Origin of the sequence: Marinobacter arenosus, assembly GCF_019264345.1 — a bacterium.
In the GTDB taxonomy this organism is placed as follows: domain Bacteria; phylum Pseudomonadota; class Gammaproteobacteria; order Pseudomonadales; family Oleiphilaceae; genus Marinobacter; species Marinobacter arenosus.
Window position 1 is genome coordinate 64,518 of sequence record NZ_JAHVAO010000001.1, and the last position, 23,519, is coordinate 88,036.

Here is a 23,519-nt window from a genome sequence, read left to right on the forward strand (position 1 = left end):
AGAGATCACAGGATCATGAGTAGGGCGTATAACTTTTGTGCAGGCCCGGCGACCTTGCCGGAATCCGTGCTGCTGCAGGCACGCGAGGAAATGCTGGATTGGCGCGGTACCGGTATGTCCGTCATGGAGATGAGTCATCGCAGCGACGATTTTGTACAGATCGCCGAGACTGCGGAGAAAGACTTCCGTGAATTGGCCGGTATATCAGATGATTACGCCGTACTCTTCATGCAGGGTGGAGCTTCTAGCCAGTTTGCCACCATCCCGCTCAATCTTCTGGGAGAGAAGTCTTCCGCGGATTATGTGAACACCGGCATCTGGTCCAAGAAGGCGATTGCGGAAGCAAAACGCTATGGCGAGGTGAATGTGGTGGCGAGCTCGGAGGAATCCGGCTTCACCACCATTCCGGATGTGTCCGGTTGGCAACTCAACGCCGATGCTGCGTATCTGCACTACACGCCGAACGAAACCATCGGGGGACTCGAGTACGACTTCATCCCGGACAGTGGCAATGTGCCGCTGGTGGCGGATATGTCGTCCACCATGCTGTCCCGTCCGATGGATTTCTCGAAGTTCGGTCTGATCTACGCCGGTGCCCAGAAAAACATCGGCCCCTCGGGGCTGGTTGTCGTGGCTATCCGGAAGGATCTGCTGGGCAAGGCCCGCAAGGAAACGCCGACCATGATGAACTACCAGGTCATCGCCGATAACGACTCCATGTACAACACCCCGGCGACCTATTCGTGGTACCTGGCCGGGCTGGTCTTCAAATGGCTGAAGGCCCAGGGCGGCGTCGAAGCCATGGGTGAGATCAATCATCGCAAGGCGAGGAAGCTGTACGATTTCATCGATACCAACGACTTCTATGCGAACCCAATTGATCCCCGGTACCGCTCCTGGATGAATGTTCCATTTACCCTGGCGGACGACGGTCTCAACGGTGAGTTTCTGAAAGGCGCAGACGCCCGCGGTCTTCTCAATCTGAAGGGGCATCGCTCCGTCGGCGGCATGCGCGCCAGTATCTACAATGCCATGCCTGAGGCCGGCGTTGACGCCCTGATCCAGTACATGGCGGAATTCGCCAGGGAGCGTGGCTGAGCATGAGTGACGAGCAAATTCGCCTGGGGGAGCTTCGGGACGAAATCGATAGCCTCGACCAGCAGATCATGGATCTGATCAGCGCCCGGGCTCGCTGTGCACAGGAAGTGGCGCATGTGAAAATGGCGTCGAATCCGGACCAGGATGTCTTCTTTTATCGCCCTGAGCGCGAAGCGCAGGTGCTGCGCCGTATCAAGGAGCAGAACCCGGGGCCTTTGTCTTCTGAGGAAATGGCCCGGCTGTTCCGCGAGATCATGTCTGCATGCCTGGCTCTGGAAAAGCCGATGCACATTGCTTTTCTGGGCCCGGTGGGTACCTTTACCCAGGCTGCGGCTTTGAAGCATTTCGGGCACTCGGTGATCAGTGTGCCCCTGCCGGCCATTGATGCCGTGTTCCGGGAAGTGGAGTCCGGCGCCGCTCACTACGGCGTGGTGCCGGTGGAAAACTCCACCGAGGGCATGATCAATCACACCCTGGATATGTTCATGTCGTCACCGCTGAAAATTTGCGGTGAGGTTCAGCTTCGAATTCATCACCACCTGCTGGTGTCGCCGAAGCACAAGGACCAGGAAATCACCCGGATCTATTCCCATCAGCAGTCCTTTGCCCAGTGCCGCCAGTGGTTGGATACCCACCGCTACGGTATTGAGCGCATTACCGTGTCCAGCAACGCCGAGGCAGCCCGCCGAGCGGCAGAGGAGTCTGGTGCGGCGGCCATTGCCGGCGATATGGCGGCGGAGCTCTACGGGCTGGAGAAACTGGCCAACAGCATTGAGGATCGGCCGGATAATACGACACGATTCCTCATTATTGGCCGCGAAGAAGTGCCGGCCAGTGGGAACGACAAGTCTTCCATCCTGGTTTCCATGCGTAACAAGCCCGGCGCACTGTATCAGCTCCTCGAGCCGTTTCACCGGCATGGTATCAGCCTGACCCGGATCGAAACGCGACCGTCGCCCAGTGGTACCTGGGCGTATGTGTTCTACATCGATTTCGAGGGGCACATGGAAGACGAGCCGGTGCGCAATCTGTTGGCTGAAGTGGACGACGAAGCGGTTGAGCTCAAGCGGTTGGGTTCCTATCCGATTGGTGTGCTCTAGAGTCCGGGTCTTCGGGTAAGCAACGAGGTAAGGCTATGGCGTTTGATTACCAAAGCCTGGCAGTGAAAGGGGTTCAGGCATTATCTCCCTACCAGCCGGGTAAACCGATTGACGAGCTGGCCCGTGAGCTGGGGCTGAACCCGGCCGATATCGTCAAGCTGGCCAGCAACGAAAACCCGCTCGGACCCAGTGAGAAGGCGCTCTCCGCGGTCAGGAAGGCGCTACCAGAACTGTGCCTGTATCCCGACGGCAATGGGTTTGATCTGAAGCAGGCGTTGGCCGCGCGCTTCGACGTGGGGATGGACCAGATTACCCTGGGTAACGGTTCGAACGACGTGCTGGAAGTGATTGCCCGATGTTTTGCCGACCGGGATTCGGAGGTCATCTTTTCTCAGTATGCCTTCGCCGTTTACCCACTGGTAACCCAGGCCATTGGCGCGACGGGCATTTCCGTTCCGGCAAAGGCGTGGGGGCATGACCTCGATGCCATGGCGGCTGCCGTAACGGATCGGACACGACTGGTTTTCGTGGCGAACCCGAATAATCCAACCGGCACCGTGCACAAGGCAGGCGCCGTCGAAGCATTCCTGGAGAAAATTCCCGCCCGTGTTCTGGTGGTTCTCGATGAGGCCTATTGCGAATACCTGCAGGGCGATCAGTACCCCGATGGCCTCAAGCTTCTGAGCCGGTTCCCCAACCTCATTGTCTGCCGGACCTTCTCCAAGGCCTGGGGGCTTGCCGCGCTTCGGGTCGGCTACAGCATCTGCTCCCCGGAGATTGCCGATATTCTTAACCGCGTTCGCCAGCCGTTTAACGTCGACACACTGGCCCTGGCCGCGGCAACCGCTGTCCTGGGTGACGAGGACTACCTCGAGCGGGCCCGTGAGGTGAATTCCGCTGGCCTGAAGCAGTTGGAGCAGGCGTTCGACCGGTTGGGTCTCGACTATATTCCGTCTGCGGGCAATTTCGTCGCCGTCGATGTCGGCGGGCAGGCTCAGGAAATCTATCGGTCACTGCTTGCCCAGGGGGTCATCGTGCGCCCCGTTGCCGGTTATGGCATGCCCAACCATCTGCGCGTGTCGGTCGGATTGCCAGCCGAGAACGAGCGGTTTATCGAAGCCCTGAAACAAGCGCTGACGCCATCAGGGCAGGGAGCCGCGGGTGCCTGATCAACAGCCTCTGTTCAAGCGTGTCGCGATCATCGGCCTTGGTCTGATAGGCGGATCGCTGGCCTGTGCGATCCGACGTAATGGCTTGGCAGAGCAGGTGGTTGGCGCCGACAAGCGTGCCGATGAGCTGGCGCTGGGTCAGGAGCTGGGCGTTATTGACGAAGCGGCAAGCTCCATTGAAGAGGCGGTGAAGGGCAGTGATCTGGTGGTTCTGGCTGTGCCGGTCCGGGCAACGCGCGCTGTGCTGGCGGAAATTCAGCCATGGCTCGGAGAGAACGCCGTACTGACCGACGTCGGCAGCACCAAATCCAGTTTTGTCGCCGATGTCGAAGCGGTTTTCGGTGGGCTGTCGCCGAACGTGATCCCCGGTCACCCGATTGCCGGCTCCGAGAAGAGCGGAATCCGGGCCGCCAATCCGGAGCTGTTTGCCCGGCACAAGGTCATCCTGACACCTGGCGACCAGGCCAGTCCATCGGCACTGGAGCGCTTGAAGCGGCTTTGGGAAGGGTGTGGCGCAACCGTACTGACCATGTCGGTGGGCTATCACGACGAAGTGTTGGCTGCCACCAGCCATCTTCCGCACCTGATCGCTTTCTCTCTGGTGGATACACTGGCCGGCGAAGATGAGAACATGGACATCTTCCGTTATGCGGCCGGTGGCTTTCGCGATTTCACCCGGATTGCTGCCAGTGATCCGGTCATGTGGCACGATATCTTCCTTTCCAACCGACAGGCAGTGCTTCGCGTGATCGACCATTTCACCCATGATCTGGATCAGTTGCGCGAGGCCATTGCCAATCAGGACAGTGCCACGCTGTTGCGGGTTTTCAGTCGCGCCAAGGCGGCGCGGGAACATTTTTCAAAGATGCTTTCAGGACAGGCTTACGTGACAAACAACGCTGAGAAACAGGTAACGTTCCGTCTTCAGCCCGGCGGCGCCGTGACCGGTGATATCCGGGTGCCGGGTGACAAATCCATGTCCCACCGCTCGATTATGCTGGGCGCGCTGGCCGATGGGACCACCGAAGTAAAAGGTTTTCTTGAAGGTGAAGACAGCCTCGCCACGCTGCAGGCATTCCGGGATATGGGGGTCACCATAGAGGGACCGGATGCCGGCTTCGTGCGGATCCACGGTGTTGGCATCAACGGTCTTCAGGCGCCGCGGGGCCCGCTCTATCTGGGCAATTCCGGTACCGCCATGCGTTTGTTCGCCGGCCTGCTCGCCGCCCAGCCGTTCGATTCCGAGCTGACCGGTGACGCCAGCCTGTCCAAGCGTCCCATGGGGCGGGTTGCCGATCCGCTGCGGGCCATGGGTGCGGTTATCGACACTGCCGAGGGCGGTCGACCGCCGCTGAAAATTCGTGGCGGCCAACATCTGACTGGCATCCATTATGAAATGCCCGTTGCCAGCGCGCAGGTGAAATCCTGCCTGTTGCTGGCCGGTCTTTACGCCGAAGGCAGCACCTCGGTGACCGAGCCCGCGCCTACCCGGGATCATACGGAGCGTATGCTGGCGGGATTCGGGTACCACGTGCACCGTGATGGCGCCACAGCCAGCGTCAGTGGGGGCGGGCAGTTGACGGCCACCAACATTGACGTACCCGCGGATATCTCGTCGGCGGCGTTTTTCCTGGTTGCTGCCAGCATTGCGCCAGGCTCCGACCTGGTGTTGCGCCACGTGGGAATGAACCCGACGCGAGTTGGTGTGATCAACATCCTCCGCATGATGGGCGCGGATATCGAAGTGCTGGATGAGCGCGAGATTGGCGGTGAGCCTGTTGCTGATCTGCGTGTCCGGGCGGCCGAGTTGAAAGGGATCGATATTCCCGAGGATCAGGTGCCGCTGGCGATTGATGAGTTTCCAGTCCTGTTCATTGCTGCGACCTGCGCCAAGGGGCGTACGGTGCTGCGCGGAGCGGAAGAGCTTCGGGTGAAGGAGAGTGACCGGATTCAGGTCATGGCAGATGGGCTGGCAGCCCTGAGTGTTGAAACCACGGTCACGCCGGATGGTATTGTGATCGAGGGCGGTCAGACCATCGGCAGTGGTACGGTCAACAGCCATGGCGATCACCGGATTGCCATGTCCTTCGCAGTGGCCTCCCTGCGGGCCAAGGGCGAGATCGAAGTGACCGACTGTGCGAATGTCGCGACCTCTTTCCCGGGTTTCGTGACGCTGGCCCGGAGCACCGGAATCCACATCGAGGCCGAGGGAGAGGCAAATGACTGAGCGCGAGGCGACCGTCATTACCGTGGATGGCCCAGGCGGTTCGGGCAAGGGGACCATTACCCAGATGCTGGCCAGGAAGCTCGGATTTCATTTGCTCGACAGTGGCGCGCTCTACCGGTTGACTGCTCTCGCAGCGGTGCGCCAGGGCGTTTCCCTCGATGACGAGGAGGGCCTGATCCGAGTTGCCTCTTCGCTGGATGTCGCCTTTGAGCCGACGCCGGCGGGTGAACCGGCCAGGGTGATCCTGGCGGGGGAGGACGTGACCTCGGAAATCCGGACCGAAGCCTGTGGTGACAATGCCTCGCGGGTTGCCGTGATGCAGCCGGTCAGAGATGCGCTTTTGCAGCGCCAGAGGGATTTCAGGAAGCCGCCGGGACTGGTCGCCGATGGTCGGGATATGGGCACGGTCGTTTTCCCCGACGCGCCGGTCAAGATTTTCCTGACCGCCAGTGCCGAGGAGCGAGCCCGGAGACGATTTAGCCAGTTGAAGGACGCGGGTGTCGATGTTAACATTGATGCCCTTTTAGAGGAGATACGGGTTCGTGACGAACGGGATATGAACCGTTCTGCAGCCCCTCTCAAGCCTGCGGATGATGCGCAAGTCATTGATTCCACAGGATTGAGTATAGAAGAGGTGTTAGACAGGTGTATGGCCGCAGCAGGTCAGGCCTGACTGCACCTTTTTGTCGTTGAAATGCCGGATGTGGCGTTATCGGCCAGCCACTGGCCACACCCGGACATGACTAACAGACCGTGTTGCTGGTAGCACGGAGTAAACTTGCGTTGATCACATAGGACACATAATGAGCGAGAGCTTTGCGGATCTTTTTGAAGAAAGCCTGAAAGAAATTGACATGCAACCGGGTTCCATCGTCCAGGGAACCGTAGTTGACGTCGACAGCGACTGGGTCACCGTTAACGCCGGACTGAAGTCCGAAGGCGTTATCCCCGCCTCCCAGTTCCTTAACGAAAAAGGCGAGTTGGAAATTGCTATCGGCGACGTTGTCGATGTAGCTCTCGATGCTGTTGAAGACGGCTTCGGGGAAACCCGTCTGTCTCGCGAGAAGGCCAAGCGCGCTGAAGCCTGGAAGGTACTTGAGAAGTCCTTCGAAGCGGAAGAGGTTGTCAAGGGCATTATCAACGGTAAGGTCAAGGGCGGTTTCACCGTCGATCTGGCCGGCATCCGCGCCTTCCTGCCCGGCTCTTTGGTAGACGTTCGTCCGGTTCGCGACACCGCGCACCTGGAGAACAAGGAACTCGAGTTCAAGGTTATCAAGCTGGACCAGAAGCGTAACAACGTGGTTGTTTCCCGCCGCGCCGTTCTGGAAGCTGAAAACAGTGCTGAGCGCGAAGCTCTGCTGGAAACCCTGACCGAAGGTCTGGAAATCAAGGGTATCGTCAAGAACCTGACCGACTACGGCGCGTTCGTAGATCTGGGCGGGGTTGACGGCCTGCTGCACATCACAGACATGGCTTGGAAGCGCATCAAGCATCCGAGCGAAATCGTGAATGTGGGCGATGAGATCAACGTTAAAGTTCTGAAGTTCGACCGTGAGCGTAACCGCGTTTCACTGGGTCTGAAGCAACTGGGCGAAGATCCGTGGGTTGATATCAAGGGTCGCTATCCGGAAGGCACCAAGGTTACTGCGCGTGTAACCAACCTGACTGATTACGGCTGCTTCGCTGAGCTGGAAGAAGGTGTTGAAGGTCTGGTCCACGTATCCGAAATGGATTGGACCAACAAGAACATCCATCCGTCCAAGGTCGTCCAGGTAGGCGACGAAGTGGAAGTGATGATTCTGGATATCGACGAAGAGCGTCGTCGTATCTCCCTGGGTATCAAGCAGTGCGTTTCCAACCCGTGGGAAGACTTCTCCAGCAACTTCAACAAGGGCGACCGTATCTCCGGTAAGATCAAGTCAATCACTGACTTCGGTATCTTCATCGGCCTGGACGGTGGCATCGACGGTCTGGTTCACCTGTCTGACATCAGCTGGAACGAGACTGGCGAAGAAGCGGTTCGTGAATACAAGAAGGGTGACGAAGTTGAAACCGTTATCCTGTCTGTTGATCCGGAGCGCGAGCGCATTTCCCTCGGTATCAAGCAGCTCGAGAGCGACCCGTTCGCCGAGTTTGTACAGCTGAACGACAAGGGCTCCATCGTGAAGGGCACCGTGTCTGCTGTTGATGCCAAGGCTGCGACCATCGCCCTGAACGACGAAGTTGAAGCCGTACTGAAGGCGTCTGAAATCAGCCGTGACCGTGTTGAAGATGCACGCAACGCGCTGAAGGAAGGCGAAGAAGTCGAAGCGAAGATTATCAGCATCGACCGCAAGAACCGCATCATCAACCTGTCAGTGAAGTCCAAAGACGTTGAGGACGACAAGCAGGCACTTGAAGGTGTACGGGCGAAAGCGGCTGAAACTTCTGGTGCGACCACCATCGGTGATCTCATCAAGGAGCAGATGCAGCAGCAGAATGCCAACAAAGATTAATATCTCAGGTTGGTAAGAAAAAAACGGGCTCTAAGAGCCCGTTTTTTTTGTGTTTTTTTTTGGTTTGGCTAAACTGGTAGTCATGAGAGTCCGGTAATCATCGGCCGAATAATAATGAAAGAGGGAAACGCCTCATGACGAAGTCCGAACTGGTCGAGCTGATTGCGTCCAAGCAAACTCAGCTTTCCGTTAAAGATGTAGAGTTGGCTGTGAAGACCATCATTGAGCATATGTCTCAATCCCTTGCCGATGGTCAGAGAATTGAAATTCGTGGGTTTGGTAGCTTTTCCCTGCATCACAGGGCTGCTCGCACCGGTCGGAACCCCAAAACCGGTGAAGCGGTTCAGTTGCCCGCCAAGTATGTTCCTCATTTCAAGCCGGGCAAAGAGTTGCGGGAACAGGTAAACGACAGCCTGAAAAAAGGCTTCTGACGCCGGATCGGGGAACAGGTATAATCCGGGCTTTTCCGACGCCCATTTGGGAGCTCTATGGCTATGGCAGGATTACAGAAAATTCTCATTATTCTGTTGGTGCTGGTCCTTGTCCTGCTGGCGTTGGTGTTTTCACTCAATAACCAGATGGCCGTCTCGCTCAACTTTCTGTTGTTCGAAACTCAACCCCACGGCGTGGCTGTCTGGATTATTATGGCATTCGTCATCGGCGCGCTTGTGGGTGTGTTGATCACCATGCTGGCAACTGTTCGTACCTCGGTTTCCCGGCGAGCGCTTCAGAAACGACTTGATCGTGCCGAGCAGGCATTGGAGAAATCCAGGGCCCAGAACGACCGGACTCTTTAATGGATATAGTGCTTCAGTGGCTGCTGCTCACTGCAGCGGTCGCAGCTGGCTGGCTTGCCGGCAGGTTAGGCAGCAATGGCCGCAGGACCCGAAAGACCATCTCCGACGAAGAGTCGGTGCGCGACCGCCTTCAGTTTCTTTTTACCAATTACTCCGATCAGGCTGTTGAAAACTTTGTTCAATCCCTTGCGGTGAACAAGGATACGGTCAGTTTGCATCTCTCCATTGGAAGTCACTTCCGCCTTAAAGGCGAGACAGAGCGCGCCATTCTGATTCACCAGAATTTGTTGGCCCGGCCGGAACTGCCAACGCGTTTCTCGCCACAGGTTACCCTCGAACTTGCCAAGGATTACCTCAACGCGGGCCTGCTGGACCGCGCCGAAGCATTGCTGCATCAATTGATGGGCGATCGGGACTACGGTCGGAAGTCGGCCCAGCAGTTAATTGAGGTCTATCAGCAGGAAAAGGAGTGGGGGAAGGCGGCAGATGTGGCCCGCGCGCTGACCAAGGGCGATGCTGATCCGGGCATGTTCAAGGTGCTGGCGTACATCACCTGTGAACTCGCGGAGGAATCGTTGCGACATGACGATCGCTGGGCGGCACAGAAGCTTGCCAAAGAGGCCCTGGATTACGACCAGTCTTGTGTCAGGGCAACGCTGATTCTGATGAAGTTGCTGATTCGACAGGGCAGATTCCGGGACGCGGCGAATCAGAGTTTGAAGGTGTTTGACCAGAACCCGGAGTTTGGCCCTGAGGCGGTAGATCGACTGATGCGTCTGGAGAATGAGCACGGTGACGTCGGGCGCCTCGGCAAGAAGCTCCGCAAACTCTACGAGAACTACCCCAGTACCAGCCTGCTTCTGGCCCTCGTTGAGTCAGTTGAGCGGTCCTTGGGGCGTCCCGCTGCGATCGATCTGTTGCGGCAGGAGCTCGAGATGCGGCCCAGTGTTCGTGGCCTGCTTCGACTGGTCGAAATGGCCGGTTATGAGAAAGGGATGACCACGGACGAGGGCCGCCTGGTCAGCCGGATTGGTCACCTTATACTCTCTAATCGTCCAGTTTACCGCTGCGCCAATTGCGGGTTCTCCGGTCAACAGCTGCACTGGCTGTGTCCGAGCTGCAAGCAGTGGGAAACGGTGCGCCCAATCCAGGGTGTTGAAGCCGAATAACTTTTCTGACATTCCGCAGGACATTGAACGTGCAAAACGCTAACGATCCAAAGATTATCGTCGCCCTGGATTTTCCTTCCGAGAATCCGGCCCTGGAGCTGGTGGACAAGCTGGACCCCGCAAAATGCCGCCTGAAGGTGGGCAAAGAACTGTTCACCCGTTCTGGTCCCCAGTTGGTTCAGGGGCTGCAACGGCGGGGCTTCGACGTCTTCCTGGATCTGAAATTTCATGACATCCCCAACACCACCTCCGCTGCGGTGGCGGCTGCGGCAGATCTGGGGGTGTGGATGGTGAATGTGCATGCCTCCGGCGGCGAGAAGATGATGATCGCCTGTCGGGAGCGCCTGGAAGCGTATGGTACCGAGCGTCCATTGCTTATCGCGGTAACGGTGCTAACCAGCATGAGCGCAGAGGATCTTTCGGGGATCGGCATTGGTGAGTCGCCGGAGGCGCATGTGTCACGGCTTGCAACCCTGACTCGGAATTGTGGCCTGGATGGAGTGGTGTGTTCGGCCCAGGAGGCGCCAACCCTGAAGGCTGAGCAGGGCGCCGACTTCAAGCTGGTTACGCCGGGTATTCGGCCATTGAGTGCCGCCAGGGGTGACCAGCAACGAATTATGACGCCAAGTGACGCGCTGCGTGCCGGCAGTGATTACCTGGTGATTGGTCGACCCATTACCCAGGCGCCCGATCCGCTGGCGGCCCTGGAAGCGATTCATCAGGAAACGGCGGCTCCCTGAGTCGCCTGAGCTTGTGCCTGGTCAGAAATGAAAAAAGCCGCTGATTCAGAGAATCAGCGGCTTTTTTGAATAGTGGCTCCCCGAGCTGGGCTCGAACCAGCGACAAACGGATTAACAGTCCGTTGCTCTACCAACTGAGCTATCGGGGAACGTCGTCGTGTGACGAGGCGCGTATATTAAGGTGGCTATACGGCCTCGTCAACCCCTGAGCAGAACTTTTTAGCCGAGCGCCTTCTGCAGCCGCTCGATCGCTTTTTGAAGGTTTTCCATGCTGGTGGCAAAGCTCAGGCGCATGTGGCCCGGAGCACCGAAGGCAGAGCCTGGGACGATCGCAACGCCGGCGTCCGTCAGCAGTTTTTCGGCAAACTCCACGTCGGTGCTAACGCTGTTGTCGGCATCAATGGCTCCCTGGAAGCTCGGGAACACATAGAACGTGCCGTCGCCGTTCAGGCACTCAACGCCCGGCAGCTTGTTCAGGGCACCCACCAGCCAGTCGTGCCGTTCCTTGAACGCTTTGACCATCTCGCCCACGCACGCCTGATCACCGTCCAGAGCGGCTGCAGCAGCTGCCTGGGAGATAGAGCAGGGGTTGGACGTGCTCTGGGACTGGATCTTCTTCATGGCGCCGATGATCTTGGCTGGGCCGGCCGCATAACCGATACGCCAGCCAGTCATGGAGTAGGCCTTTGAAACACCGTTCAGCACGAAGGTACGTTCATAGAGTTCGGGACAGGCGTTCACAATGTTGCAGAACGGCTGGCCAGTCCAGAGGATCGGCTCATACATGTCGTCGGTGGCGATCATGATGTTCGGATGCTTCTTCAGCACCTCGCCAATGGCCTTCAGCTCATCCATGGAGTAGGCCATGCCACTCGGGTTGGACGGACTGTTGATCACGAACAGGCGGGTACGCTCGGTAATCGCGTTCTCCAACTGCTCAGGTGTGATCTTGAACCGGGTGTCGGCGCCGGTTTCGATGATCACTGGTTTGCCCTCGGCTACCAGCACCATATCCGGGTAGGATACCCAGTAGGGTGCCGGAATGATCGCTTCATCACCCGAGTTGAGGGTGGCAAGTGCCAGGTTGAAAAAGCTCTGCTTGCCACCACTGGATACCAGTATCTGGTTGGCTTCGTAATCCAGGCCGTTGTCCCTTTTGAACTTCGCAATAATCGCTTTTTTCAGGGCCGGCGTACCATCCACGGCGGTATACTTGGTCTGGCCGTTGTTGATGGCTTCAATGGCTGCCTGTTTGATGTGATCGGGGGTGTCGAAGTCCGGCTCGCCTGCACCCAGGCCAATGATGTCCTGGCCGGCTGCGCGAAGTTCCGCGGCCTTGTTGGTGACTGCGAGGGTGGGAGAGGGCTTGATAGCCTGTACTCGGCTGGAAAGTTGAAGGTCCAAACTTGCGCTCCTTAAAGCTGCGTCTGATAGGGCTGCGATCGGCTGGCAATCGGTCCATGAGCCATGGCATTGGCTGATTTTCGCCCAGCCGTCGATCGCACTGATGGTATCATGAAGCCGGCGTAACGCTAAATTTCTCGATGGTGCAGGCCTGCTAAATGGCTGGCGCTGCCAAAAACCGGAGGTTGTCCGCCTATTATGACCAAAAACGAGTCCAGCGCTGACAAAGCGGGTGTCTTCAAAGTTGACTCGCCCTACAAGCCCGCCGGTGATCAACCGAAGGCAATTGAGGGGCTGGTGGATGGCATCGAGTCTGGCTTGGCGCATCAGACCCTGCTGGGGGTAACGGGGTCGGGCAAGACCTTTACCATCGCGAATGTCGTCGAGCGGATCCAACGCCCGACCATCATCATGGCGCACAACAAGACGCTGGCCGCGCAGTTATACGGGGAGTTCCGGGAATTCTTCCCGAACAATGCCGTGGAGTATTTTGTCTCCTACTACGACTATTATCAGCCTGAGGCCTATGTCCCCTCGTCGGACACGTTCATCGAGAAGGATGCGTCGATCAATGAGCACATTGAACAGATGCGGTTGTCTGCGACCAAAGCCCTGCTGGAGCGGCCTGATGCGATCATCGTAGCCACGGTTTCGTCGATCTACGGTTTGGGTGACCCGCAATCCTACCTGAAGATGATGTTGCACCTGGACCGGGGCGACCAGATTGACCAGCGATTCATTCTGCGGAGGCTGGCCGAACTTCAGTACACCCGCAACGATGTGGAGTTTCATCGGGCCAATTACCGGGTTCGCGGGGATGTAATTGATGTGTTCCCGGCGGAATCCGAAAAGGAGGCCATCCGCATTGAGCTGTTCGATGATGAAGTGGAAAACCTCAGTTATTTCGACCCGCTCACGGGCGAGGTTCTGCGCCGGGTACCCAGGGTCACGATCTACCCGAAATCCCACTATGTTACGCCGCGCCAGACCGTACTCGATGCCGTGGAGAGCATTCGCGTCGAGCTGGACGAGCGCCTTCAGCAGTTGCGGGACAACAACCGTCTGGTGGAGGCGCAGCGGCTGGAGGAACGTACCCGGTACGACATCGAGATGATGATGGAGCTGGGGTACTGCAACGGCATTGAAAACTATTCGCGCTACCTGTCCGGTCGCCGGCCCGGCGAGGCTCCTCCCACATTGTTTGATTATCTGCCGCCCAATGCGCTGCTGGTGGTGGACGAGTCGCACGTAACCATTCCGCAGATAGGGGCCATGTATAAAGGTGACCGTTCGCGCAAGGAAACCCTGGTGGAGTATGGCTTCCGGTTGCCGTCGGCACTGGACAACCGGCCCATGCGTTTCGAGGAATGGGAACGCATCGCGCCGCAGATGATCTTTGTCTCGGCAACGCCGTCCAACTATGAGGCGGAGCATGCCGGGCAGGTTGTCGAGCAGGTTGTCCGTCCCACCGGTCTGCTGGATCCGGAAATCGAGGTCCGGCCGGCATCCACCCAGGTGGACGATTTGCTCTCCGAGATCCATGCCCGCGTGGCCATCAAGGAGCGGGTGTTGGTAACCACGCTGACCAAACGGATGGCGGAAGATCTTACCGACTTCCTCATGGAGCACGACATCAAGGTGCGGTATCTGCATTCTGACATCGATACCGTCGAACGGGTTGAGATCATCCGCGACCTCCGGCGCGGTGAGTTTGATGTGCTGGTGGGGATCAACCTGTTGCGGGAAGGTCTGGATATGCCCGAAGTGTCCCTGGTGGCGATACTCGATGCCGACAAAGAAGGCTTCCTGCGGTCAGAGCGGTCGTTGATCCAGACCATTGGCCGGGCGGCACGGAATGTCCACGGCAGGGCAATCCTTTACGGCGACCGGATCACCGGCTCCATGCAGAGAGCCATTGACGAGACCGAACGTCGGCGTGCCAAACAGATGGAGCACAATGAGGAACACGGGATTACGCCGCAGGGCCTGAACAAGAAGATCGCCGATATCATGGAAGGCGCCGGTGGTGGCGGTCGCGGTCGGCGGAAAGCCGAGCGTCCGGGCCAGAAGGCTGCGGAGGAGGCCGAACAGTACCGGGCCAAGACCGGCAACAAGTCACCGGAAGAGGTGCTTAAAGAAGTATCAAAACTCGAAGACGAGATGTACAAGGCCGCCTCGAATCTGGATTTCGAGACGGCGGCACGAATCCGGGACGAGATTTCCGACCTGAAAGAAGCGGCCTTGAGGACCGGTTAATCAGGCGTCTCGTTTGGGGCCGACGATGACGGCGGCCTGGAGTGGTTGCAGCCGACCGTAACGGGACATCTTGTCGAAGATCCGCCGGTCGATCGGCAAATACTGCTTGTCGGCGACGGTTTCGCCGGCGTCGACATCGATTTCCGGGTCGTGGAGATAGACGAACTGATCGTCGATTGCGCAGACGGTCACCCAGTGGGGAACCCGGCTTCGGTTCAATTGCCAGGTGCTGATCAGGATGACGGGAATGCGGCCGTGATGAAGCGCCTGCTCCATGCCCTCGAGCGTCAACGGGTCGTGATGCAGCTCAATCCCGGTTTGCCCGATGTCGTGCAGAAAGCCCTCGTGAACCAGTTCCAGCACCCGCTTTTTGTCTTCATTCCTGACCGTGTCCTTGAACAGGGCGCCTTCCTTGCTGATCCAGGCACTGGCGTGAAAGCCACGGTGCCAGGCGGACAGTGCCAACCCGTGGGGGCCGCAGCCTCCATGACCTGCCAGCATGAAAATGGTGGTGGCCTCGCGCCAGAGCTTGAGCTCTTCCAGTGTGGTGACCGGTTGCGCCTCATCCAGCGCGGCCATGGCCATGATCAATGCCGCGGGACCACAAGAGAAGTCGGTGGTTTGCGGGTAGTACGGCACCGCGGGATACTGCTTTGAAGGCTCGTAGAACAGAATGCGGCGTTCAAACCGCAAGGCGTTGCCGTGGTCCTCGTAATAGTCCCGATAAGTGCCAAACTGACGGTAGCCAAGGCGTTTGTAGAGGTTGATCGCCGGATGGTTGTCCTCACGCACCTCCAGTCGCATGATGATGCGACCTGCGTCGACTGCTTCCCGTTCAGACGCACGGACCAGTTTCTCGCCAGCGCCAAGGCCACGGGCTTTGGGCGACACGGCGATCGAATAGATTCGGGCAAGCCGGGTGGCTGCGCTCATCAGGACCAGGCAATACCCCACCAGCTGGTTGTCCATAGTTGCGACAAGCAGCCGGTCCCGGGGCATTTCGAGAAACCGGCGGAAACTGCGCCGGGAAATTCGATCCTCTGAGAAACACTGGTTTTCCAGTCGGACCAGATCGTCGAGGTCGGTCTGGATGGCCTGTCTGATCTGGAGTTCGGACATGGTGTTGGAGCCTTGATGGGAGTGTTGGGAGCAAGCTGGAAAGGTTTCTTGCCGGCGCTATTATGAGTCATGGCCGATACTTGAAAAATAGCCGAAGTATGCGTAAAAGCACGCATTAGTTGAGGATTGTTTCGGTTTCGGCCCGAGCGTATCGTTGCCCAAAACAATCAGGCAGAACCTTCAGGGAGGAGCGCCTTCGATGTCCCGTTTGCTTATAGTGGTGGATCGCGCAAAAGACTGGTCTCCGTATTACCCCAGCGAAGATGTTCTGACGTTCGACGAGTACCTGCAATTTTCGGCGCCTGCCTCCAGCCGGGTGCGGGTGATCAATCTGTGTCAGAGCGCCCGGTATCTGAGCCGGGGTTACTACTGTTCACTGCTGGCCGAAGCCCGCGGCCATCATGTGGTGCCGTCGGTGATGACGCTCAATGACCTCAGCCGGAAAGGGCTTTTCTCCCTGCAACTGGACGAATTGGACGACAGCGTCGTTAACTGGCTGGACGCTTCCGGGTCCGCCATTGATCCGGCCACGGACGGGCAAGAGGCGACGCACGAGGTCAGGGTGCGGACCTATTTCGGCCAGGCCGCGCAACCCGAGTTGAAGCCCGTCGCCCGCGCGCTGTTTGACCGCTTTCCCTGTCCAATCCTCGAGGTGGTGTTCAAGTGCCGCAAAGGCTGGCAGATCGAGTCCATGAAACCGGCCGCACCGGCGGATCTGGACGAGCAGGAGCAGGATGCCTTCGCGGCAGCACTGGACCGGTTCAGCAGCATGATCTGGCGAAAGCCGCGTACCCGGCGCCGCTACCGTTATGACCTGGCCATTCTGGTCAACCCTGAAGAAGAAATGCCCCCCAGCGACAAGCTGGCGCTCAAACGCTTCGAGAAGGCCGGGCGCAAACTTGGTATTAACGTTGAGCAGATTACCCGACGCGATTATATGCGGCTGCCGGAATACGATGGCCTGTTCATCCGCGAAACCACGGCAATCGACCATCACACCTACCGGTTTGCCCGTCGGGCTGAGGCCGAGGGCATGGTGGTCATTGATGACCCGGTGTCCATTCTGAAATGCACCAACAAGGTGTTCCTGGCGGACTTGCTGAAAAACAACAAGGTACCGACGCCCAAGACCCTGATTCTATCGAGGGACCAGAAACAGCCAGTGGAGCAGATCATTGAGGAATTGGGTTTGCCGGTGGTCATCAAGATCCCGGATGGTGCCTTCTCCCGTGGCGTAACCAAGGCCGAGGACGAGGCAACCCTTCGCGCCGGCCTGAAGGCTCTGTTCAAACAGTCTGCCCTGGTGCTGGCACAGGAATACCTCTACACCGACTATGACTGGCGAATTGGCGTTCTTGGCGGCAGAGCCATTTATGCCTGCAAATATATGATGGTGAAGGGCCACTGGCAGATCTATCAGCACGGGGAGTCCAGCAGCGAGAGCGGCGATTTTGAGACCATGCCAACGTACGAAGTTCCGCGAAACGTAATTCAGGCGGCACTGAACGCTACCCGGCTGATTGGCAATGGCCTCTACGGGGTGGATATCAAACAGTCAGGTAACCGCGTTGCCGTTATTGAAGTCAACGACAACCCCAGCATTGACGCGGGCGTGGAAGACCGCTTTCTCGGCGGTGAACTCTACACGCTGATCATGCAGGAGTTCCTGTCGCGCATGGAGGACAAACGGCGCCGCTAGGCGCCGTTTGTCCGGTCCTGAGGCGCGCTTATCCAGATCCGCACGCTCCCGAACCAGGTATAATCGGCCAACGCTTCCCGAACCCGGTCGACCGTGATGATGTCGCTGTCCGCGGAATTGTCGAAGAACAGCTCCAGGTAAACCTTGTTCTTCAGGTAGTGCAGGCGCAGGCGAGTGTTCGACGGTAACTCGCCAACGTGTTGGGCGAGGAGCTCCAGGATTTCCTCGCGATTGGGGAGCCGCTCGGACGTTCGAGGTTGATCCTCGTCGTTCTCCGCGTCTATGTGAAAATTGATATCCCGAATATTCTCCAGTGCGTGGCGCATACCGCCGACGACCTGCATGCCGATTTGATGGCCTTCGGAGACGCTGATGTCTGGCCGAACCACGAGGTGGATGTCGAGCAGTATGTCGTGTCCCATCCTGCGGCTGCGCAGTTCATGAACGTTTCTCACGCCGTCGGTCTGGCGGGCAATATCCTTGAGCATGTCGGTGTCTTCCGGAGACAGGCCGGTGTCGACGAGCTCTTTGACGCTGTCCCAGGTGAATCTCCAGCCAACATGAATAATGATGCCGGCGATGACGACCGCCGCGAGCACGTCGAGCCAGAGCATGCCTGCCATGGCACCGAGGGTGGAAAACAGCACGACAATCGAGGAGAACGCGTCGGTTCGACTGTGCCAGGCGTTGGCAATGATAAGGTCGGACCGGATTTCCTTACCCACCCGCCGGGTGTAGTGATAAATCCACTCCTTGCCGGCTACTGACAGGCCCGCTGCAACCAAAACCGGCCAACCGGGGACGATATCGGCCTTACCCTCAATCAGTCTCAGGGTGTTTTCCCAGGCGAGTGCTGCACCGACGGCAATCAGTATGCTGCCAAGCACCAGGGTTCCAAAGGTTTCGATGCGTTGGTGACCGTAAGGGTGGTCGTCATCCGGCTCCTGTCGGGAAACCTTCATGACGCCAAGCACCACCAGATCGGATGCAACATCGCTGAACGAGTGAATGCCATCCACCAACAACGCCTGGGAGTGGAAAAGGGTGCCCGCAATGACTTTGATGATGCCCAGAACGGCATCGAGAATCATTCCTATAATAGTGACGCTGAAGGCGGCCTTCATTTCCGTGGCCAGGTTTTCCCGGTTACGTTTTGCCGGTGAAACGGGCTCTTCCATCAGGTTGCTCCAAAATTTGGATGATGTGTCAGTATAACGTTATTACTTGGGGCTGTAGGGGGCATTTTTCAGGCACCCTGTGCACTATTTATGCACAATGTTGCTGAATTGTGACTGGCTAACATTTTGGTCATGTTTACTCAATACCTTCTCAAAAAAATTATAAGATATTGAAAATAAAGGATAAATTAACTGATCAAAAAATGATCAATTTGTAGAGTGGCGCAGTTATCAAGGGATGGCAAACGTTGCCCCGCGATTTTCAACAGGTTTATCCACAGATTCCGTGGAAAAGATTTTGAGAGCTGCCTCAGTCGGTCATTTAGCACTGATTTTCCATGGGAAAGCGATGCTGTGGAAAACTTCCGGTATACTGCGCGCACTCATTGGCAAGGAGTTTTCAGATGTATGGCGTAATCCGCAACCTGCTTTTCCAGTTACCGCCCGAGCAGGCCCACAACATCGCATTGAACGGTCTGGATGCGCTGGAAAGACTCGGTTTACTGGGGGCGTTCTCCCGGAAGGTAGACGACTTGCCAGTGAAGGTAATGGGGCTGGACTTTCCGAACCCGGTCGGTCTCGCCGCCGGACTGGATAAAAATGCGGATCATCTGAATGCGCTGGGTGCGTTGGGGTTTGGATTTATTGAAGTAGGTACGGTGACGCCCGTTGCGCAACCGGGCAACCCGAAACCGCGCATGTTCCGTTTGCCGGAGCATCAGGCCATCATCAATCGAATGGGCTTCAATAACGAAGGCCTGGCGCATTTACTGGATCGGGTGGACCATCGACGATACCAGGGCATTCTCGGAATCAACGTCGGCAAGAACAAGGATACGCCGAACGAGGAGTCCGAATCCGATTATCGGAAAGGCATTTATTCGGTGTACTCGCGGGCCGACTACATCACGGTCAATGTCTCTTCACCGAATACGCCCGGGCTCCGCGACCTTCAGTTTGGGGATTCTCTCAAGGGATTGCTGGAAGCCATAAAGGATGAGCAGGGCCGGTGCGAGCGTGAATTCGGTCGCTACGTGCCGATCGCCGTGAAGATTGCGCCGGACATGGACGATGAGGGCATACGCTTTGTGGGTGATGCGTTGAAGCAAACGGGCCTGGACGGTGTGATAGCCACCAACACCACCATCAGCCGCGACGCGGTGACGGGGCATCCTCACGTAGAGGAAGCAGGCGGCTTGAGTGGGGCGCCCGTGCGGGGCCCATCCCTGAGAGTGATTCAGGGCCTGTACGCCGAGCTCGGGGAAACCTTGCCAATTATCGGTGTTGGCGGAATCATCGATGGCGAAAGCGCTGCGGAAAAGATTCGGGCGGGCGCCAAGCTGGTTCAGATCTATACGGGTTTCATTTATCGGGGACCTGCACTGATCCGTGAAGCGGTGGAGGCCATCCGGCAGGTAAAAGAAGAGAGCCAGTAACGGCAGGTTTCGGGCCTGTGCGTGCGAGTGCCAGAAAAAGAATGGGCCCGCTTAGCGGGCCCGTGCGGGGAATAAACCCCGTGGCGCTTCTTCGCATGGTACGGGACGGGAGGTCCCGTTTGGGTTATTCAGCGTACTGCGTCAAATTGTCAGTGTACAGAAGATCAGATTAAGATCCGGGGTTTCAGTGAATGTCCGTCACGCCGACGTGACGTTGGAAAGTTTGTGGATGCCGGAAACTCCGGTCATGCCCTCCCAGTTATCGGTGCGGCCTTCGCGCCACCCGTTTAACCATTCCTGGCGGACTTCTGATTGTTCGAGGGGGCAGCTGTCTTTAGGTTTGCCAGACACGCCTGCGAGATAACCCCGCTTGAATGCACGAGCGTACATGTCTCTTTTCTGTCTTTTCATGCCGTTCCTCACTGATGGATTAACAGAACATGCGTGTACACTTCTGCAGTGGCCATGACATGTGGAACCCACTCCGGGGATAACCCACTATTGTCAGTAAAAGCCAGAGCAGTCAGGATCCTGTTAACGGAGGCACTTGGTGACCTCCGGAACGACGCGTCACCTACAAGGTAAGTCGAACGTCGAGCCGATGTACACTAATTATTTCGTCTACGTGACGAATTTTTTATAGTTTTATGACATAAGCGATGGTGGCCGTTTCGGGTAAAAAGCCGCAATTTCGCAAACTTACCTGAAGCCTTTTCAACCGGGAGTAAACCTTGTCCAGACCTGTCTTTTTCGTAACCTGCCCAAAGGGCGTTGAATACCTTTTGGCGGACGAGCTGAGCGCCTTGGGCCTCGAACCGGTGCGCAACGCGCCGGCTGGCGTTTGGGCGGAGGGCACGCTGGAAGGGGGCTACCGGGTTTGCCTCTGGTCCCGCCTGGCAAACCGCATCATCCTGCACCTGGACACTATTGACGCTACCAGCGGCGACCAGCTTTACGACGGGGTGGTCCACATGGACTGGCAGCAGCATATCCCCGTCAACGGCAGCTTCAGGGTGACTTTTCTGGGCCAGAATGACGCCATTCGCAACACCCAGTTTGGCGCCCAGCGAGTGAAGGATGGCATTGTGGACCGGTTCCGGGCCAATGGCGGCCAACGTCCCTCCGTGGATGCGAAATCACCGGATATCACCGTTTCGGCGCGACTGAATCGGGGCCGGTTGTCCCTGGGCATCGACCTGAGCGGCCACAGTCTTCACATGCGCGGTTACCGAACCGAAAAAGGTGCGGCCCCGTTGAAGGAGAACCTTGCTGCGGCACTGTTGATGAGGGCGGGATGGCCCGACATTGCGCGCGAGGGTGGCGATTTTGTCGATCCCATGTGCGGTTCGGGCACCTTACTGATCGAGGCGGCGATGATGGCGCTGGATTTGGCGCCGGGTCGCAAGCAGGAGCGCTTCGGTTTCGAGAAATGGCCGGGCCACCAGCCGGAACTGTGGCTGTCGCTGCGCCAGGAAGCCGAGCGGAGAGCCCACGAGGGCAAGCAGGGAAGGGTGCCAGGAATCTATGGATTTGATCAGGACGGCCGAGTCATTGCGACCGCCCGGAACAACATACAGCGGGCAGGGCTGGATGGCCTGGTGCAGGTCGGCCATTCCCCACTGTCTGAGCTTGCGGCTGATGGCGAGTGGTCATCGAGAGGATTGGTGTTGACCAACCCGCCTTACGGTGAGCGGTTGAGCGAACGGCGTGAACTGGGCGCGCTATACGGGGCTCTCGGCGACACGGTCAAGCGTCTGGTGCCCGGCTGGCGGCTGGGGGTGTTCACAGGTGCCCCGGAATACGGGAAATCCATTGGTCTGCGCAGTTACAAACAGTACCGACTCTTCAACGGCAAGTTGCCGGCCCAGTTGCTGTTGTTCGAGATCGACGAAGCCAGCGCAATGACGCCACGAGAACCGGACGTCCCCGGTGAGATCTCGCCGAGAATCGCCAACGAAGAGCGGGCGGCAATGCTGCGGAATCGTTTGAAAAAGAATCTGAAAACAATAGGGCAGTGGGCCCGCAAACAGGGCATCGGCTGTTACCGTCTTTACGATGCCGATATGCCAGAGTTTGCACTGGCCATTGATATCTATGAGGGGCGGGTGCACGTGCAGGAGTACGCGGCTCCCAAATCGGTTGATGAGCGTGCCGCCCGTGAGCGCCTGGCTGAGGCCCTGGCAATCATACCGGAGGCGCTCGGTGTCGAGCGCGAAGCGATGGTGTGCAAGCAGCGCCAGCGTCAGACCGGTACCAGTCAGTACGAAAAGCAGGCGGTGAGTGGCGAGTTTTTCCAGGTTCACGAACACGGCTGCGTTCTGAAGGTCAATCTCAAGGACTACCTGGACACCGGTCTGTTCCTCGACCACCGCCCGGTTCGCCACTGGATCCAGCAGCACGCCAAAGGCCAGCGTTTTCTGAACCTGTTCTGTTACACGGGCGCAGCCACCGTCCACGCGGCGGCAGGTGGTGCCAGCCGGTCGTTGAGTCTCGATATGTCCCGCACCTACGTGCGATGGGCGGAGGAGAATCTGGCCCTGAATGGCGCTGATCCGAAACGGCATCGGGTGGAGCAGGCGGATTGTCTGGCCTGGCTGGCGGAAAAGCCGTCTCCCGATCAGCGGTTCGATATGATTTTCATGGACCCGCCAACGTTCTCCAATTCAGCCAGGATGGCCGGGGTTCTGGACATTCAGAAGGATCACGGCCGGCTCGTGCGCCAGGCGATGCAGCGGCTCAGTTCCGAAGGCCTGCTGATCTTCTCCAACAACTTCCGTCGTTTCAAACTGGACGAGGAACTGGTATCCGAGTTTGAGGTGGAAGAGGTGAGTGCGAGCACCATCGACAAGGACTTCCAGCGGAACCAGCGCATCCATCGCTGCTGGCACATCCGTCATCGCGGCTGACACTAGAACTCGTAGCGCAGACCTCCGGAGAACTGGAACGTATTGGCCTCCGTTCCAGTGTCCTCGAACAGTTTGCCACCTTCGAACACCAGGAAGGTGTTTTCCATGACCTCGAAGTCCAGACCTGCGAGCCAACTGACACTGAAGCCACTGTCCGGAAACTCGCCTTCGAGGTCCCGGAACTGAAGATTTCGGTCTTCTTCCGGATTTCCGAGTTCCGCGTCGCCACTGATATAAGAGAAACCGAACTGGCCATAAATATTGGCGTAGTCGGTGATCGGATAATGCATGCCGATGTACCAGCTGGCGAAATAATCGACGGAAAGGGTTAAATCGCTGTCCGGGACTTCGGCATCTTTGAAGCCGCCGCCCGCGCGAAGCTCGGCATGGAATAATTCGGTAATGTGCCCGCCGACAATCAAGGTTCCTGCGCTGCCCCACGCTGCCTCGTTGGTGGCCTCACCGATGCTGCGGTGGTTCAGGGTCGTGGCCAGCAACCCAATGTAGTGGAGGTCTGCCCTGGACGCCTTTGCCGCCCCTTCCTGGGCAGTAGCGGCGGGGGAATTCATTAATGTTACTGGCACCAGCGCGGCAAGCAGGGACGTTCGCACAACCTTGTTCATTATTATCGGGCTTCCTGAGGTGAGCAGATACGGGCCTGATTCTGCCTTGCGTAACCGTTTGTTACGTCGACCCGTGTCACACTTCCCCGTGTCGGATGGAAGC

At 57.8% G+C, this 23,519-nt stretch carries 19 protein-coding genes and 1 tRNA gene; 14 read left to right on the forward strand and 6 right to left on the reverse strand.

Annotated elements, in window-relative coordinates; translation table 11 throughout:
* Positions 1-15 precede the first annotated feature (15 nt).
* The 10 genes from serC (at position 16) to pyrF (ending at position 10,795) form a co-directional block, all read left to right on the forward strand.
* Positions 16-1,098, forward strand: a complete 1,083-nt coding sequence (serC, locus tag KXD86_RS00315; protein WP_218634111.1) for a 3-phosphoserine/phosphohydroxythreonine transaminase — start codon at positions 16-18, stop codon at positions 1,096-1,098.
* A gap of 2 nt (positions 1,099-1,100) precedes the next feature.
* Positions 1,101-2,198: a prephenate dehydratase gene (gene pheA, locus KXD86_RS00320; RefSeq protein WP_218634112.1), complete on the forward strand. Its 1,098-nt coding sequence runs from the start codon at positions 1,101-1,103 to the stop codon at positions 2,196-2,198.
* Positions 2,199-2,233: 35 nt separating this feature from the next.
* A complete protein-coding gene (hisC, locus tag KXD86_RS00325) occupies positions 2,234-3,367 on the forward strand; it encodes a histidinol-phosphate transaminase (protein WP_218634113.1) in 1,134 nt (377 codons plus the stop codon).
* Positions 3,360-5,594 (forward strand): bifunctional prephenate dehydrogenase/3-phosphoshikimate 1-carboxyvinyltransferase, encoded by a 2,235-nt coding sequence (locus tag KXD86_RS00330; protein WP_218634114.1) that lies wholly within the window; start codon positions 3,360-3,362, stop codon positions 5,592-5,594. The genes hisC and KXD86_RS00330 overlap by 8 nt, the downstream gene beginning before the upstream one ends.
* On the forward strand, positions 5,587-6,267 hold the full coding sequence (gene cmk, locus KXD86_RS00335) for a (d)CMP kinase (RefSeq protein ID WP_218634115.1): 681 nt from the start codon (positions 5,587-5,589) through the stop codon (positions 6,265-6,267). Before KXD86_RS00330 ends, cmk begins: the two co-directional genes overlap by 8 nt.
* 130 nt (positions 6,268-6,397) lie before the next feature.
* Positions 6,398-8,089 carry a 30S ribosomal protein S1 gene (rpsA, locus tag KXD86_RS00340; RefSeq protein ID WP_218634116.1) on the forward strand — a complete coding sequence of 564 codons (1,692 nt, stop codon included), beginning with the start codon at positions 6,398-6,400 and terminating at the stop codon, positions 8,087-8,089.
* A 134-nt stretch (positions 8,090-8,223) separates the two neighbouring features.
* Positions 8,224-8,520, forward strand: a complete 297-nt coding sequence (locus KXD86_RS00345; protein ID WP_008172061.1) for an integration host factor subunit beta — start codon at positions 8,224-8,226, stop codon at positions 8,518-8,520.
* A 63-nt stretch (positions 8,521-8,583) separates the two neighbouring features.
* Entirely contained in the window at positions 8,584-8,886 is a 303-nt protein-coding gene (locus KXD86_RS00350) for a LapA family protein (protein ID WP_218634117.1), read from the forward strand.
* A complete protein-coding gene (lapB, locus tag KXD86_RS00355) occupies positions 8,886-10,055 on the forward strand; it encodes a lipopolysaccharide assembly protein LapB (protein WP_218634118.1) in 1,170 nt (389 codons plus the stop codon). The genes KXD86_RS00350 and lapB overlap by 1 nt, the downstream gene beginning before the upstream one ends.
* A 29-nt stretch (positions 10,056-10,084) precedes the next feature.
* Positions 10,085-10,795, forward strand: coding sequence for an orotidine-5'-phosphate decarboxylase (pyrF, locus tag KXD86_RS00360; RefSeq protein WP_218634119.1), 711 nt, complete (start codon positions 10,085-10,087; stop codon positions 10,793-10,795).
* Between the two features lie 73 nt (positions 10,796-10,868).
* Here the strand turns inward: pyrF and KXD86_RS00365 are convergent.
* Positions 10,869-10,944: transfer RNA gene (locus tag KXD86_RS00365), tRNA-Asn, on the reverse strand.
* 70 nt (positions 10,945-11,014) lie between these two features.
* Positions 11,015-12,199 (reverse strand): pyridoxal phosphate-dependent aminotransferase, encoded by a 1,185-nt coding sequence (locus tag KXD86_RS00370; protein WP_218634120.1) that lies wholly within the window; start codon positions 12,197-12,199, stop codon positions 11,015-11,017.
* A 198-nt stretch (positions 12,200-12,397) separates the two neighbouring features.
* Between KXD86_RS00370 and uvrB the strand changes: the two genes are divergently transcribed.
* Positions 12,398-14,455 carry an excinuclease ABC subunit UvrB gene (gene uvrB, locus KXD86_RS00375; protein WP_218634121.1) on the forward strand — a complete coding sequence of 686 codons (2,058 nt, stop codon included), beginning with the start codon at positions 12,398-12,400 and terminating at the stop codon, positions 14,453-14,455.
* Here uvrB and rimI read toward each other — a convergent pair whose 3' ends face one another.
* Positions 14,456-15,574 (reverse strand): ribosomal protein S18-alanine N-acetyltransferase, encoded by a 1,119-nt coding sequence (gene rimI / locus KXD86_RS00380; RefSeq protein WP_218634122.1) that lies wholly within the window; start codon positions 15,572-15,574, stop codon positions 14,456-14,458. It abuts the gene before it with no gap.
* 199 nt (positions 15,575-15,773) lie between these two features.
* Between rimI and KXD86_RS00385 the strand changes: the two genes are divergently transcribed.
* A complete protein-coding gene (locus tag KXD86_RS00385; RefSeq protein ID WP_218634123.1) occupies positions 15,774-17,273 on the forward strand; it encodes a RimK family ATP-grasp domain-containing protein in 1,500 nt (499 codons plus the stop codon).
* Here the strand turns inward: KXD86_RS00385 and KXD86_RS00390 are convergent.
* Positions 17,270-18,451 (reverse strand): cation diffusion facilitator family transporter, encoded by a 1,182-nt coding sequence (locus KXD86_RS00390; RefSeq protein WP_218634124.1) that lies wholly within the window; start codon positions 18,449-18,451, stop codon positions 17,270-17,272. The two genes, KXD86_RS00385 and KXD86_RS00390, sit on opposite strands and share 4 nt — an antisense overlap.
* A 404-nt stretch (positions 18,452-18,855) precedes the next feature.
* Here KXD86_RS00390 and KXD86_RS00395 point away from each other — a divergent pair, with 404 nt between their 5' ends.
* Positions 18,856-19,887: a quinone-dependent dihydroorotate dehydrogenase gene (locus KXD86_RS00395; protein ID WP_218634125.1), complete on the forward strand. Its 1,032-nt coding sequence runs from the start codon at positions 18,856-18,858 to the stop codon at positions 19,885-19,887.
* 198 nt (positions 19,888-20,085) lie between these two features.
* Here the strand turns inward: KXD86_RS00395 and KXD86_RS00400 are convergent, their stop codons facing one another.
* A complete protein-coding gene (locus KXD86_RS00400; protein ID WP_218634126.1) occupies positions 20,086-20,298 on the reverse strand; it encodes a BatR family protein in 213 nt (70 codons plus the stop codon).
* 320 nt (positions 20,299-20,618) lie between these two features.
* Between KXD86_RS00400 and rlmKL the strand changes: the two genes are divergently transcribed.
* Positions 20,619-22,793, forward strand: coding sequence for a bifunctional 23S rRNA (guanine(2069)-N(7))-methyltransferase RlmK/23S rRNA (guanine(2445)-N(2))-methyltransferase RlmL (gene rlmKL / locus KXD86_RS00405; RefSeq protein WP_218634127.1), 2,175 nt, complete (start codon positions 20,619-20,621; stop codon positions 22,791-22,793).
* A 2-nt stretch (positions 22,794-22,795) separates the two neighbouring features.
* Here rlmKL and KXD86_RS00410 read toward each other — a convergent pair whose 3' ends face one another.
* Complete coding sequence (locus tag KXD86_RS00410; protein WP_218634128.1) at positions 22,796-23,416, reverse strand: outer membrane beta-barrel protein; 621 nt, start codon at positions 23,414-23,416, stop codon at positions 22,796-22,798.
* Positions 23,417-23,519 lie beyond the last annotated feature (103 nt).